Annotated in this window: 11 protein-coding genes; 7 read left to right on the forward strand and 4 right to left on the reverse strand. The window is 34.5% G+C overall.

Annotated elements, in window-relative coordinates; translation table 11 throughout:
- Positions 1-83 precede the first annotated feature (83 nt).
- Positions 84-1,391: a dicarboxylate/amino acid:cation symporter gene (locus tag EA412_05020; protein ID TVR80275.1), complete on the forward strand. Its 1,308-nt coding sequence runs from the start codon at positions 84-86 to the stop codon at positions 1,389-1,391.
- Complete coding sequence (locus EA412_05025; GenBank protein TVR80276.1) at positions 1,375-2,106, forward strand: SDR family NAD(P)-dependent oxidoreductase; 732 nt, start codon at positions 1,375-1,377, stop codon at positions 2,104-2,106. Before EA412_05020 ends, EA412_05025 begins: the two co-directional genes overlap by 17 nt.
- Here EA412_05025 and EA412_05030 read toward each other — a convergent pair.
- On the reverse strand, positions 2,090-4,228 hold the full coding sequence (locus tag EA412_05030; protein ID TVR80277.1) for a TonB-dependent receptor: 2,139 nt from the start codon (positions 4,226-4,228) through the stop codon (positions 2,090-2,092). The two genes, EA412_05025 and EA412_05030, sit on opposite strands and share 17 nt — an antisense overlap.
- Before the next feature lie 433 nt (positions 4,229-4,661).
- Between EA412_05030 and EA412_05035 the strand changes: the two genes are divergently transcribed.
- From EA412_05035 to EA412_05055, 5 genes are all read left to right on the forward strand, one after another.
- A complete protein-coding gene (locus tag EA412_05035) occupies positions 4,662-6,572 on the forward strand; it encodes a T9SS C-terminal target domain-containing protein (GenBank protein ID TVR80278.1) in 1,911 nt (636 codons plus the stop codon).
- A gap of 282 nt (positions 6,573-6,854) precedes the next feature.
- Positions 6,855-9,185, forward strand: coding sequence for a type I DNA topoisomerase (topA, locus tag EA412_05040; protein ID TVR80279.1), 2,331 nt, complete (start codon positions 6,855-6,857; stop codon positions 9,183-9,185).
- Positions 9,186-9,197: 12 nt separating this feature from the next.
- Positions 9,198-10,088: a hypothetical protein gene (locus EA412_05045; protein ID TVR80280.1), complete on the forward strand. Its 891-nt coding sequence runs from the start codon at positions 9,198-9,200 to the stop codon at positions 10,086-10,088.
- A gap of 69 nt (positions 10,089-10,157) precedes the next feature.
- Entirely contained in the window at positions 10,158-11,048 is an 891-nt protein-coding gene (locus EA412_05050) for a mechanosensitive ion channel family protein (GenBank protein ID TVR80281.1), read from the forward strand.
- Between the two features lies 1 nt (position 11,049).
- Positions 11,050-12,054: a hypothetical protein gene (locus EA412_05055; GenBank protein ID TVR80282.1), complete on the forward strand. Its 1,005-nt coding sequence runs from the start codon at positions 11,050-11,052 to the stop codon at positions 12,052-12,054.
- A gap of 2 nt (positions 12,055-12,056) precedes the next feature.
- Here the strand turns inward: EA412_05055 and EA412_05060 are convergent, their stop codons facing one another.
- Genes EA412_05060 through EA412_05070 form a run of 3 tightly spaced genes read right to left on the reverse strand, consistent with a single transcriptional unit; the run spans position 12,057 to position 14,438 of the window.
- Positions 12,057-13,124 (reverse strand): CoA transferase, encoded by a 1,068-nt coding sequence (locus tag EA412_05060; protein ID TVR80283.1) that lies wholly within the window; start codon positions 13,122-13,124, stop codon positions 12,057-12,059.
- A 28-nt stretch (positions 13,125-13,152) separates the two neighbouring features.
- Positions 13,153-13,710 carry a TrmH family RNA methyltransferase gene (locus tag EA412_05065; GenBank protein TVR80284.1) on the reverse strand — a complete coding sequence of 186 codons (558 nt, stop codon included), beginning with the start codon at positions 13,708-13,710 and terminating at the stop codon, positions 13,153-13,155.
- 20 nt (positions 13,711-13,730) lie between these two features.
- Entirely contained in the window at positions 13,731-14,438 is a 708-nt protein-coding gene (locus EA412_05070) for a hypothetical protein (protein TVR80285.1), read from the reverse strand.
- Positions 14,439-14,477: the final 39 nt, after the last annotated feature.

The following is a 14,477-nucleotide window of genomic DNA, read 5'->3' on the forward strand; positions in this document are numbered from 1 at the left end:
TTTTTATTTCATTCCTTAATCTTTTGTAAAAAAAACTTTAAGTTCGCTTTGCACTTGATTTTTGATTATTGATTCTAATTATAATGCTAAAAAAAATACCATTACATATACAAATTTTAGTGGCATTACTGGCCGGTGCTTTTTTTGGAATAGCTGCGGCTTATTTAAATCTTCAACAATTTACCAAAGACTACATCAGCCCGTTCGGGACAATTTTTGTAAATGTTCTGACTTTGATTGCCGTCCCCTTGATTTTAGCTTCATTGATAAAAGGCATTTCCAGCTTAACAGATATAGCTAAATTATCCAGAATTGGCACCAAATCGGTCAGTCTTTATCTGATATCTACCGTAATTGCAATAACCATTGGTCTTTTAACTGTCAATGTTTTAAAGCCCGGTGAAGCTTTTTCTGAAGAAAGGAGAGCAGAATTCAATGAGCTTTATGGTGTAAGTGCCGAAGAAAGAGCCATAAGAGCTGAGGAAGTCAGAGATGATGGTCCTTTGCAGTTTTTAGTTGATATAGTCCCCAGTAATATTTTTCACTCATTTCAGGACAATACTAAAATGCTGCAGGTAATCTTTTTTGCCTTTTTATTTGGGATTTGTTTGGTCCTGCTGCCCCACGAAAAAGTCCGGCCGGTCAAAGAGTTCATTGACGGATTTAATGAGGTAATTCTCAAAATGGTTGATCTTATAATGAAAGCAGCACCCTATGGTGTTTTTGCACTAATGGCTTCATTAATTACAGATTTTGCAGGAGACAAGCCTGAGGAAGCTATAGAGCTTTTACAAGTTTTAGGATTTTATACCTTTACAGCCATACTGGGTCTTTCTTTTATGATGTTTTTGGTTTATCCCTTGGTATTACTGTTTTTTACCAAAACTAATTACCTTGATTTTCTTAAAGGCATCGGACCTGCCCAAATGCTTGCCTTTTCTACAAGTAGTAGCGCTGCTGCTCTTCCGGTTACTATGAAAAGATGCGAAACTGAATTAGGAGTATCTAAAGAAATTTCAAGCTTTGTACTGCCTTTAGGAGCAACTATAAATATGGACGGAACCAGCCTTTATCAGGCTGTGGCTGCCGTTTTTATTGCCCAGGCCTTTGGCATGGACCTGAATTTAACACAACAATTAACCATAGTTTTAACTGCTACTTTAGCCTCTATAGGTGCTGCTGCTGTACCCGGTGCCGGCATAGTTATGCTCGTAATTGTTTTGCAATCTATTGGCCTGGAGGCAGATGGAATTGCACTCATTTTAGCTGTCGACCGAATTATAGATATGTGCAGAACCAGTGTAAACGTAACGGGAGACGCAACAATCGCCATGTTGGTCGCAAAAAGTGAAAATTCTTTAATTGAAAATAAAAATGCAAAAAATGAGTAAAAAAACATTCGTTTATTTAACCGGACACTCCAAAGGAATAGGAAAAAATATTTGTGAATCTCTTTTTCAGCAAGATGAAAACATTTTTATTCACGGAATTTCAAGAACAGAAAAGTGGAAGCATGAAAGATTAAAAACAACTCTTATGGATTTGTCCCATCCGGATAAATTTAATACAGGTATTTTTGAAAAACATAATGATGCTTCTAAAATCGTTTTAGTAAATAATGCCGGCATGCTGGGAGATATGAACAGGGTTGGAAGTTTAAGCAGCGATTCTATTCAGAAAACAGTTATGCTGAATTTTACATCTGCTCTGCTTTTAACAAACGATTTTCTGAAATTTTACAAAGATCATCCCGCCCAAAAACTTATTGTAAATGTTTCAACCGGAGTTACAAACTATCCAATAGACGGCTGGAGTCTTTACTGCTCCACAAAGGCCGGACTTGAAATGTTTTGCAGGGTAATTGATAAAGAATTAGAATTAGACAATCGAAAAGATGTTAAGCTGTTTTCAATTGCGCCGGGTAAAATTGATACGGATATGCAGGGAGAAATCAGAAAAGCAGATCCAAAAGGTTTTTCAATGGTCAATGATTTTATCTCTTATAAGGAGAAGGGGGAATTGGTTTCTGCTGAAGAAACCGGAAAGCGTTTTGCTGATTTAATTCTTAAACCGGATAGCAGAAAAAAACTTATTGATCACTTTTAGATTTATTATAGTTTAAATCAAAGCGAAAACCGGCAGTAAAATATCTCCCGGGGGCCGGCTGAAAATATCTGCCACCAAAAGCATTTAAATCATTTCCCAAACTATAGACTCTGTCGGCTATATTTTCAACGCCGGCATGCAAGCTAAATCCGAAGTTGTTACTCATTTTCAGATTCCAAATCACTTTTGCATTAAATAAATGATACGACTGCTGAAAATCTGTATTAGCATCATTTAACGGCACTTCATCAGTATAAAAATGAGCCAAATGTAAAGATAAGTCATTGGCAAAATGAATTCTGAGATAATTCGATACACTATGCGGGGAAACACCGGTAAGTGAATTTCCGGAATAGTCATTCCCGTTTACCCGATATTCATTATAGGTAAAAAAATGACCGTTGTAAGTATGACCTAATTCAAAATAATCTAAAAACCCTCTTACCGGCAGTTTATAACTGACTGCCAATTCTACACCATATTGATCAGTTGAACCGGCATTTCTAAATAATACCACCCCATCTTCATTCGTAAAAGTACTTATAGTTTCATCCAGATTGAAATAAAAAAGTGAGCCGTCTATGTTAAGAAAATCCTGAAACAGAGCCGAACGTACCCCTAATTCATAATTTAAACCCCTTTCAGGTAGTAAAACTTCATTCAAACTCCCTTCATTTGTTCTCAATTCGTCAAATGTGGGCGGGGAATAGCCGGAACTAAAAGAAAAATAAGTAAACAATGATGGTGCCGGCTGAAAACCAATAGCAGCTCTGGGCACTATGATAGCATCGTAGTTTCTGTTGTAATCATAGGTTGTATTTAACTGCGCATCAACGTTTCTTTGCATTCTGTACCTCAGAAAGTTTTCACTCAAACCTATATTTAAGGAAAGTCTCTCTGTTAAGTCTAATTCCAGTTGTTGAAAAAGAAATGCCTCAGTAACATTTAAATTATCACTAAAGCGGATAGAGTCTATATTTCCATCTATATTTCCATAGTTATCCGCAAACTTTTTTCCGTATAAATACTCCCCTCCAAAAATAAATCGATACGGAAGATTAAAAACTGAATTTTCCAATGTAAAAGATGTTCTCAGACCGGCATTAAAGGAAAGTTCTTTTTTATAATCCAGAATGAAAGGGTGATCAAAATCTATGGTATTTACATATAAAGTTGTGGTATTGCTGAAATTTGGAGCAAAGGAATAAAAATGATTAACTCCTCCCATTAACAAACGCTGATGGATAGAAGAATTTTGTTCCGCACTCCCCTGTCTTGCCTGAAAAGGGTCTTCAGAAAATTCACTTTCATTTAATCCTCCCGGAATTTCGTACTGTAAATCTGAGTATAAAAGATGAAAATTAACAGATTGCCTGTCGCTTACGATTAGGTTTTTGTTAATATTGGCAACTGTTCTTTGAAGTGTATTGTGGTCTCTGTGACCCTGAGTATTGTGATGATAAAGATTAGCCTGAATCGAAGAGTTTTGCATCTTATGAAACCACTCTACTCCAAAACGATAAGTATCAAAGCTCCCGCCTCCAAAACTCAAAGAAAGTTGATCCTGTTTTTTCTTTTCAGTATTCAATAAAATAACCCCACCAGTACCGGCTCCATACATACTGCCTGCCGGTCCTTTTATCACCTGAACATCATCAATATTTTGAAAGTCTAAAGCATTAAAAGGTGTTGTCCCGTCCGGTAAAGTAAGAGGTAAGCCATTCCAATAGATTTTAATATTCCTTACTCCAAATGGAGAGCGTAACGAACTGCCTCTAATTGAAATTCTGTAACTTGCCTGAGCCCTTTGCTCAAAACGAACTCCTGAAAGTGTATTAAATGAATGTATTACTGAGGTAGAATTGTTAGCCTCTAAGTTTTCTTTACTAAGTCTTACAACCGGTGCCGCCTGACTAAAATCCGGCCTTGAAGATTCATAAGCAGTAATTTGCACCTCATCCAAAACTACGGTATCTGACTCTGTAAAGATAGTATCTGATACTTCAACTTTACTTTTTTCATTTACCGCATTCGCAAAAAAAGGAACAAATAGGCTATAGGCAAATAATAGTAAAAATAATTTAAATCGCCTGATGCGAAAGGTATTTATCATGTATGTCATATAAACTTATAAAAGCAACACTTATACGAACATAATGTTTTTGAAAATATTCAGTTATTAAATTTCAATTTTTCAATAAATTACCGGTACAATTTCGCAGTATAGAGTATAAACGAAATAAATCAAGATTGCTATCACTATAAAGATAACTAAAGCATAAATATTTTTTCTTATAAAACTCATCTTATTTGATTTACTGAAGCATTTATACCTAATACGTTTTGTTTATATTACGGTTGCATTAAAAAAAGAGTTAACTTTACACTTTTGATGAAATATGGTGTATTGAAATTAACGCAATAAGACATCAATTGATTGATTATCAAATTTTTAAAGAAGTAAAATAGGAAATTTCAGAAGGAAAAATTTCCACAAATAATATATAACAAAACAAATATTTTTCTATTTTTAATAAAATAAAAATGCAAGCTTCATGAATTTTGATAAAAACTGTTTTTTATGTATTGTGATTACTGTTTGCAGTTTGCTAAGTATTAATGTACAGGCGCAGTTTGATATACCCGAACCAATAATTAATACCGGTTCTTACACTATAACTGATACTGTATATATGTCTCCTATAGGCGATGACAGCAATCCGGGAACCTTTAGTGAACCGGTTAAAAGTTTTAATACTGCTCTTCAAAAACTTCCTTTTGGAGTAGCCGGAGTTAACAATGGAAATGCTTACGGGCTAATTATGCTTAAGGAGGGTTTCTATGAAACGCATACCGGTTTTCTGCAAAGCATTAGTAATTTTCAAAGTGGAAATACTTTTAAAAATGTAAGTATTGAAGGAATAGGTGAAGTTATTATTGGAGGAACTGTAGATTCTTTTGCAAACGGACATTTATTGAGACTTTTGGGAAACCATATCTTTATTAAAAATATCAAACTCAGATATTCTCACGGGATAGGCTTACTTTTAAACAGGCCTTCAGGATTAACAAGTCGACAAAACAATGTACTTATTGAGAATGTACAGGTTGATAGTGTAGGAAATTTCTCTATGTTACTGAGTGGTATCGATACTGTTTTAGTTAGACATTCAGGTTCTTATTATTCCAGCAGACCATTCAAAGACAGTTTAACTACTCCTTGTCAATGGCCAAGCGGTATTAAGTTTTTAAACAGCCGGGATTGTATAATTCATGACTCTGAAATAGCTTATACCAGAGGCGAAGGATTAAATTTTCAAAATAGCCTTAGAGGAAAGGCATACAACAACACTCTCCGTGATAACGGCTTGAATTTTTACAATGACAACTCAGCAAAACTAATTGTTAGAAACAACCACATATATAACACTCCCGGTATTGGTGAGGTGTATTGGAGAAATTGTCCTGCCGATACAACTAAGGTGTTATCCGGCACCGGTATATTAATTGCTAATGAAGGTTCGTGTAATAGTGGCAGCGCACCGGTTTTTGAGAACTGTATGACTAAATGCATCTTACCGGATGAATTTATCCGAAATGTTGATAGCATGTTTGTCTACAACAATATTTTTCAAAATAATGGCAGAAGCATTTCTTTTTGGCAGGGTGAAACCGACCACGTTGGTGTAAATTGTGTTAGAAATGTATTCATCTTTAACAATACCATAATAGGCAGCCTTGGTAGTACAGAGGCTTCCAATTCGGGCATGGTACATGTTTTTTACCCCAGCTATAACGCATTATTCAACAATTTTTACGGCACCTTAGATAATATCCATATTTCTCATAACATTATATCTTATGACACGGCGGTATATAAAAATATCACTCCTGTCAGAAAAGTGCTTCATAATTTTCATCCGGGACCGCTTGATATTCAGTTTGGGTATAACTTATGGGTAAGAAATCATCAATATCTTGGCACAAACAGCATAGTAAGAAGTGAATTACCGGCTGAATTACCATTGTTAAAAGATACTTTAAACAAAATTACTCCCTGCGATGAGAATTTAGTTTTTGTTTATGAAGCGCCAAGAGCATTTGATTTTTTAACAAAAGATTATTTAGGTAATGAAAGGACTGAATTCACAAATGTGGGTGCTTTAGAGTACGAAGACAATTGTAACTTACATTATAACATCTCTCCCCCTTTACAAAATGAAACGGATATCCTAATTTACCCGAACCCTTGCCTGAATTGCAGCTCAATTAAAATAAACGGGCTTAGCAATTCAAATCAATATTACTATCAACTGTTTACTATACAAGGCAGGCGTTTATCTCAGGGGTTGATAAAAAACCATCAAATAGAAATGCCTCTTGCCGGAAATGGAATTCATTTGCTTTATATTATGAATGAAAACAAAAAAACGGTACACAAACTTGTAATAAAAAACCATTTTTAAAATACTGAAAGAATATTTTAAGCAAAAAATCAAAAAATCTGTTCTCCGGGAGTTAAATTATATTTCACAATCTATAAAAAAGTAATTTATCTTACGTAGATTATACAGAATGCTTGTCAGCAAAGAGTAAAAGCAAGAAAAAAAATTAAATAAATCTTCATTTTTAAACTTTTTCTACCGAATATAAGTTAAAATAAGTTCGTTAAATGGGTGTAAATTTTGAAATTATGAATATTTGGCGTTTACTTTGCACAGAATTTCGATAACAGAACAAACATAATTATGGCCAAAAACCTGCTGATTGTAGAGTCCCCTGCTAAAGCTAAAACTATAGAAAAATTCCTGGGAAAAGATTTCAAAGTAGTTTCAAGCTATGGGCATATCAGGGATTTAAAAAAAGATAAAATTTCAGTAAATACAGAAGAGAACTATGCTCCTATTTACGAAATCCCTTCTGATAAGAAAAAATTGGTTGACAGCCTTAAAAAAGAAGCAAAATCAGCAGAAACTGTTTGGCTCGCAACGGATGAGGACCGCGAGGGGGAAGCTATTTCCTGGCACTTATGTGAAATATTGGGATTAGAGCCCAAAGAAACAAAAAGGATAGTTTTCCATGAGATAACTGATAAAGCCATTCGAAAAGCTATAGAAAATCCACGTACAATCAATATGCATCTGGTGGATGCTCAGCAAGCAAGAAGAATTTTAGATCGCTTGGTAGGCTTTGAATTATCCCCTGTTTTATGGAGAAAAATAAGCATGAAGGGTGGATTATCTGCCGGCAGGGTACAATCTGTTGCTGTGAGATTAATAGTAGAAAGAGAACGGGAGATAATGGATTTCACTCCTAAAAACAATTTTAAGCTATCTGCAAATTTTAATGTAAAAGATAAATCCGGTTTAGAAGCAGTAATGAAAGCAGATGCTTCTTTCACATTCAAAGAAGAAAAAGAAGCTCAGGAATATCTTGAAAAATGCAAGCCGGCTACTTATGAAATAAAAACTCTGGAGACCAAGCCGGCAAAAAAGACACCGGCGCCTCCTTTTACGACTTCCACCTTACAACAGGAAGCTGCCCGAAAGCTTAACTTTTCTGTATCCAGAACTATGAGTGTGGCTCAAAAACTATACGAATCCGGTAAAATCACTTACATGAGAACTGACTCAGTAAATTTATCTGATTCAGCAATGGAAGAAGCCGCCAGTGTTATCTCTAAAGACTTTGGAGATAAATATGTTAAAAACAGAAGGTTCAAAACTAAATCTTCCGGGGCACAAGAAGCTCACGAAGCTATCAGACCTTCTTATATCAGTGAATCTTCAGCCGGCAACAGCAATGATGAGGAACGTTTATATGAATTAATATGGAAAAGAACCATCGCATCTCAGATGAGCGACGCTGAATTAGAAAGAACTACGGCAAAAATAGAAATCAGCACCACTAAAGATATGCTTACTGCCAAAGGTGAGGTTTTGAAGTTTGATGGTTTCTTAAAAGTGTATTTGGAATCAAGAGACGAGGACAGCGAGGAAGAAAGCTCAGGAATCCTGCCTCCTTTAGAAACAGGTCAAAAGTTAGATTTAATTGAATTTACAGCTACGGAAAGATTTACCCGCCAACCGCCGCGATACAATGAAGCCAGCTTAGTAAAAAAACTCGAAGAGTTAGGCATTGGAAGACCTTCCACTTATGCTCCGACTATCAGTACAATACAGAAGAGGAATTATGTTGAAAAGAAGGAATTGGAAGGAAAAAACAGAACTTTTACAGTCTTAAGATTAGCCGGTGATAAAATCGATAAAAAGGTAAATAACGAAACCTATGGGCACGAAAAAAATAAGTTATACCCTACCGATATCGGAAAAGTTGTGAATGATTTTTTAGTCCAGTATTTTGACAAAGTGATGGATTACGGATTTACGGCAAAGATTGAGGAAGAGTTTGATGAAATTGCCAGTGGTCAGAAAAAGTGGGTTAAAATGATTGATGTTTTCTACAAACCATTCCATGAGAATGTAAAAGAAACTATAGAAAATGCAGAAAGAGCCACCGGAGAAAGAGAACTGGGAGTAGACCCAAAAACAAAAAGACCTGTTTTTGCAAGAATGGGGAAATACGGACCAATGGTACAAATAGGTCAGGTTGAAGATGAAGAAAAGCCACTTTTTTCTAAAATGCCTGCAAACTTTACCATTGATACAATTACGCTTGAAGAAGCCTTAAAACTTTTTGACTTACCACGGGTCTTAGGTGAATACGAAGACAAAGAAGTTACGGCTGCCATTGGAAGGTTTGGACCTTACATAAGACATAACAGTCTTTTTGCGTCCTTAAAGAAAGATCAAAATCCTCACACTATCACTTTTGAGGAAGCTGTAAAATTGATTGAGGAGAAAAAAGAAAAAGACAAAAATAAATATATAGCAACATTTGAGGAGCAAGATATACAGGTGTTAAACGGACCATATGGGCCTTATATAAAACAAGGGAGAAAAAATTTTAAAATTCCAAAAGACACAGACCCAAAGACACTCACAGCGGAAGATTGTCTGGAAATCATAAAAAACACTCCTGAAAAAAAGGGAGGAAGAGGACGAGCCAAAAAAAAATAATATGAAAGGAATATGGCTGAAGTAAAACTTGAAACACTCATTAAGCTTCTCGATGACCCGGATGAAGAAGTATATTTTCAGATTTCAGATGAAATCAGAAATTTGGGTACTTATGTTATTCCTAAGCTTGAGTCAATCTGGGAAACAAACCCTAATCCTTTAATTCAGGAAAGGATTGAAAATATTATCAGTGAAATTCAACTTCATGAGCTTTGTATTGAATTTGATGAATGGCTTGATGATAATGGCCAAAATCTTTTAACCGGTATTTGCCTGGTAAATCGCTTTCAATATCCGGAATATGACCAAAATGATTTTCTTAGAAGTATTCAGAAAATCGAACAATCAATCTGGTTGGAACTTGCTCCCTATCTTACATCTTTTGAGCAAATAAATGTTTTTAATAAAGTTTTCTACGAAATTTATGGCTTTCAGGGTATTCCTGTAAATGAAAATATGAATCATATTATGCCTAACAGAGTTTTAGAGAACAAAAAAGGGGTTGCTCTAACCATAGGCATTATTTATCTTCTTTTAGCCGAAAGACTTCATATTCCTCTAAAAGGAGTAAACCTGCCAGGGAGATTTATACTGGCATATTGTAATAAAGAAAATCCATCCTACTTTAGTGTTCTAAATAATCCCGGAAATATTTTATTTTATGTAAATCCACATAAATCCGGTGCAATCTTCACTATTGATGAAATAAAAGAATTTTTGAATAAATACGATTTACCTGCCAAAAATGAATTTATTCTCCCTTGCTCAAATATTCAGATTGTATATCTGCTTTTTGAATACATGTCTAAAGCTTATGAAAGTATGAGGAATAAACAAAAATTTCATCAATCCGAATTTCTGATGAAACACCTGCAAAAAAAGATTTCAGAAAACGATATTTGAACTTTTCACTATTTCAAGGCAAAGTTTTTCTAACTTCGTTAAATTAAAATATATCAATAATTTTTTAAAATGAGTTTAAATTCTTTAGTAAGCAGCTTAAATGAGTATTCTCTACAACTTACTATGATATTTACTGCCATTATAGTTGCTTTAGTTTTAAAAAAATTAATCAATAGTTATATAAAGAGAAATATCAACTTACGTCCGGAAAACAGAACAAGTTTAGTATTTTTAAATCATTCACTCAGCTTTCTGTTATTTCTGTTTTTAGGCATTTTTGTTATTTACAATATTCCTTATCTCAAAGCTCTTTCTGTTTCACTATTTGCAGGAGCAGGTATTTTGGTAGTAATTATAGGTTTAGCTTCTCAACAAGCTTTTTCAAATATTGTGAGTGGAATTTTTATTGTAATATTCAAACCCTTCAGGGTTGGTGACAGAATAGAAGTAAGTACTGAACAAAGAGGTGTGGTAGAAGACATAACTCTTCGCCATACTGTTATCAGAAATTTTGAAAACAAAAGAATTATTGTACCTAATTCATTAATCAGCAGCCAAATAATAGTTAACCTAAATATAGGTGATGATAAAATTTGTCGCTTTGTAGATTTTGGAATCAGCTTTGACAGTGATGTTGAAAAAGCGATTTCAATTATGAAGGAAGAGTGTGAAAATCACCCGCTTTCAATAGATAACCGAACTGAAGAACAAAAAGCAGCCGGTGACCCAAAAGTTACTGTCAGATTGATAAATTTTGGAGATTCTTCTGTTAATTTGAGGGCTTTTGTTTGGGCAGCAGACCCCCCCACTGCTTTTAAGTTAGGTAGTGAACTAAATATCAGCATTAAAAAACGATTTGATAATGAAGGAATTGAAATTCCTTTTCCTTACAGAACTTTGGTATTTAAAAATCAGGGAAATAATAATTCGCCCAATGTTACTGTACCCCCAATAAAATAATATGACTTTAGTATATTTTTATCAGCTCATACTTGCTTTACTAGGTCTGGTTTTATTGATAAAAGGAGCTGACTTCTTTGTAGAAAGCGCATCTGCGATTGCAAAAAAACTGCAAATTCCGGAGTTTATCATTGGCTTTACTATAATTGCTTTGGGAACTTCACTTCCTGAGTTCGGTTCAAATATTTATAGCTCTGCAATAGGTCATGATGACTTCATAGTTGGAAATATTATTGGAAGTAATCTTTTTAACCTTTTGGCTGTGCTTGGGATTTGTTCTTTGATGTTCCGGGTTTATATCAGCCCGCGAACGCTTTTCATTGACTGGACTTTCTCATTGATTTTATCTGTATTGTTGATGATTCTAATTTACGGATTCGCTTTGACCTCCAATCAATCCGGTTTTTTATCCAGAGCTGATGGACTGGTTTTAATTTTCTTGTTCATCGGGTTTTATATTTACATTATCCGTACTTCCAAAAAAGATCTCCCTGTTGAAAATGAAAAGTTTTCAGCAAAATCAAATACATGGAATATTCTTAGTCTCATTGGAGGATTAGCTGCTCTGCTATTAGGAAGCAAATTAGCTGTCGACGGACTCAAAGATTTAAGTGGTCTTATTGGAATATCTCAACATACTACTGCCGTAATTTTGTTAGCCGGCGGCACTTCTTTACCTGAGTTAAGTACTGCTTATGCTGCATTTAAAAATAACAAGGGAAATATGGCCGTGGGGTCTATCATTGGCTCTAATATCATTAACATTGGTTTAATCCTTGGGATTAGTGTTTTAATTCACCCAACTATTGTATTAAAAGAATATTTCAATGATTTGTCTTTTTTAATTGTGGGTACTACTTTACCTCTTATTGTCTTAATATTTATGTATGCTTCACAGAAAAAAACCGGTAAATTACCTTATATATCTATAGCCCTCGGAACGGTAATGATGGTTCTTTTTCTCACCTTTTTATACAGTAATATCAATGAGTTTCTGGGTTTATAAATTTAGGGGAATTTAAAAGCCTGTTGTTTTACATATTTTGATTTATACCCTTCAGTTTCTTGCTCTATAATCAGTTCCATGGCTTCTGTATTTTCAAAAACTTCTTTTATATTTTTAATTTCAGCAACCGGAATTCCATTTTTGTGACAATATTCTAAGGTAGCCGTGCTATTTACTTTTTTAAACGCATCCTGTAGAAACTCAAGAAGAATAAGTCTGTTATTTACCCTCATTTCATTAGTTTGAAATCGCTGATCCAAAGGCAGCTTTTCCAACTCCAAAAATTTACACAAACCTTCAAATTGACGATTACTTCCAATAGCTAAAACAATACTCTTATCATCTTTTGTTTTACATTGCTCTCCATAAGGTGCAATGTTAGGATGCAAACTGCCGGAAAGTCCCGGCAATTTATTTGCTATTAACCAATTTGAAGCTTGATTTGTCAAGGCAGAAACGGCTGCTTGAAAAAGAGAAACTTTTATGTGACTCCCCTCATTGTTTCTTTCTCTCCTAAGTAAGGCTGTTAAAATTCCCTCTTTTAACTGATGGGCAGCTAAAACATCTATCAAAGCAACCGGCATCTTTAATGGTCCGCTAGTATCACTGCCATTGATACTCATAAATCCACTCTCAGCTTGTAGAATCAAATCGTAAGCAAGTCTTTCTGATTGGTCAAAAAAACCGGTAATCCAGCCGTAAATTAAAGATTTATTTATTTTTTCAAGATTTGAATAATCCAGATTATACGTCTGCAATTTAGCCTCACTAAGGTTTGTAAGGAATATATCCGTTCCTTTCACCAGCTTTTTTATCTGTTGAAGATCTTTTGAATCAGTTAAATCAGCATACATTAACTTTTTGCCATAGTTAACTGATAAATAATAAGCAGATAAATGTTCCGGTGTACTTTCATTATCCAACTTCCACGTTCTGGTATTGTCACCTTTTGTCCGTTTATTTTCAATTTTTAAAACCTCGGCTCCGAGTTCAGCCAAGAAACTACCAACAGAAGGACCGGCCAATACCGTTGACATGTCTATAACTTTGATTCCTTTTAAAATATCCATCCCTTCATAAATTTACTACTTTGTGAAATCAATCTTCAAATATCTTTTGACCGATTTGAGCGGTTGAGTAAAAAGCCCAGATTGATATCCCTGCAGCTACAGAAACATTTAATGAGTGCTTAGTTCCATATTGAGGTATTTCCAAACATTCATCAGCCAAATCCATGATTTCATCCTGCACGCCTTCGACCTCATTTCCAATTACCAAAACAGCTTTTTTCCCATCCCAATTAAGCTTATCCATCATCAGACTATTATCTGCCTGCTCAAGTGCAAATATTTTGTAATCGTTTGACTTTAGATCGCTTATAAGCTCATTAATATCCTTTCTGTATTCCCATTTAACGGTTTCAGTAGCTCCCAGTGCAGTTTTATGAATCTCTCTGTGAGGTGGTTGGGCAGTAATGCCACACAAATAAATCTTTTCTATTCGAAATGCATCCGCAGTTCTAAATATAGCACCGGTATTATTCAAACTTCTGATATTATCTAAAACCAGAATTAATGGCATCTTAGTTGATTTTTCAAAATCTTCATTTTCCAGACGCTGAAGGTCTTCCATTGATTTTTTTCTGAACTCATGCATTTCAATAGACTTTTTAATATTTAAATGATTATACTTTTTTCTTCTCCGTCCAATAAATCTTTATAATAAAAAATTGTATTCTCTTTAGTAATGTTTATTGAGCAAAAACTAACTGAAGCTACTATTGCAAATCGGTTTAAGCAAACTGCATTCAATGGATTTTCCATTCCTGCTTCTAAATGAAAATTTTTAATGCTGTTGAAATCAGGTTTTTTAATTTCGCCTAAAAACTTTTCCAGCCAATGCTCTCTCTCTTTTTTTTGAGAGTTACTAAAAAGGGCTGATGAAGAAATAATATGTGGTTTTTTAGAATCCTCATTTTTGATGTGTAAGTCTTTGGAATCCCAACGAAAATCGAATAAACCCTGCTTGATATCAAAGAAAACAATAGTAAAAGGCTCAATCCCCTCTAAGTCGTAATCATTGAAAAAAGTTAATTTGTCTGATGAACTCATGAAGTCTATCAGTACCAATCCCCTGCTTTTTTTATAGGGTAACTCCCGCTTATGCTTTTCAAATGCACCATTCATAAGGCAGGCTACCTGCTGCCCTGCATTTACACAAATCCAGGAACCACCCCCTTGAGGATCTTTTGGATAAAAAAGTTTTTTATTTTCAATAAAATATTTTTTTGGCAGTTTTGCTTTAGGTCTCAAAGGTGATTCATCTCTGTTAACATTGAAAAAAAAGGAATCATCTTCAGCCGAAAAAAAAGTAAATGTACACATAGAGCCATTGAATTTTTCGAAATTAAATTAGGATTACTT

This window comes from Chitinophagaceae bacterium, from assembly GCA_007695095.1.
Classification (GTDB): domain Bacteria; phylum Bacteroidota; class Bacteroidia; order Chitinophagales; family REEL01; genus REEL01.

Bases quoted from the DNA above. Each gene is read 5' to 3' on its own strand.
- EA412_05025 (TVR80276.1), top strand. From the start codon at position 1,375: ATGCAAAAAATGAGTAAAAAAACATTCGTTTATTTAACCGGACACTCC.
- EA412_05035 (TVR80278.1), top strand. From the start codon at position 4,662: ATGAATTTTGATAAAAACTGTTTTTTATGTATTGTGATTACTGTTTGC.
- EA412_05060 (TVR80283.1), bottom strand. From the start codon at position 13,124: ATGGATATTTTAAAAGGAATCAAAGTTATAGACATGTCAACGGTATTG.
- EA412_05070 (TVR80285.1), bottom strand. From the start codon at position 14,438: ATGTGTACATTTACTTTTTTTTCGGCTGAAGATGATTCCTTTTTTTTC.
- EA412_05045 (TVR80280.1), top strand. From the start codon at position 9,198: ATGGCTGAAGTAAAACTTGAAACACTCATTAAGCTTCTCGATGACCCG.
- EA412_05055 (TVR80282.1), top strand. From the start codon at position 11,050: ATGACTTTAGTATATTTTTATCAGCTCATACTTGCTTTACTAGGTCTG.
- EA412_05030 (TVR80277.1), bottom strand. From the start codon at position 4,228: ATGACATACATGATAAATACCTTTCGCATCAGGCGATTTAAATTATTT.
- EA412_05065 (TVR80284.1), bottom strand. From the start codon at position 13,710: ATGCATGAGTTCAGAAAAAAATCAATGGAAGACCTTCAGCGTCTGGAA.
- EA412_05050 (TVR80281.1), top strand. From the start codon at position 10,158: ATGAGTTTAAATTCTTTAGTAAGCAGCTTAAATGAGTATTCTCTACAA.
- topA (TVR80279.1), top strand. From the start codon at position 6,855: ATGGCCAAAAACCTGCTGATTGTAGAGTCCCCTGCTAAAGCTAAAACT.
- EA412_05020 (TVR80275.1), top strand. From the start codon at position 84: ATGCTAAAAAAAATACCATTACATATACAAATTTTAGTGGCATTACTG.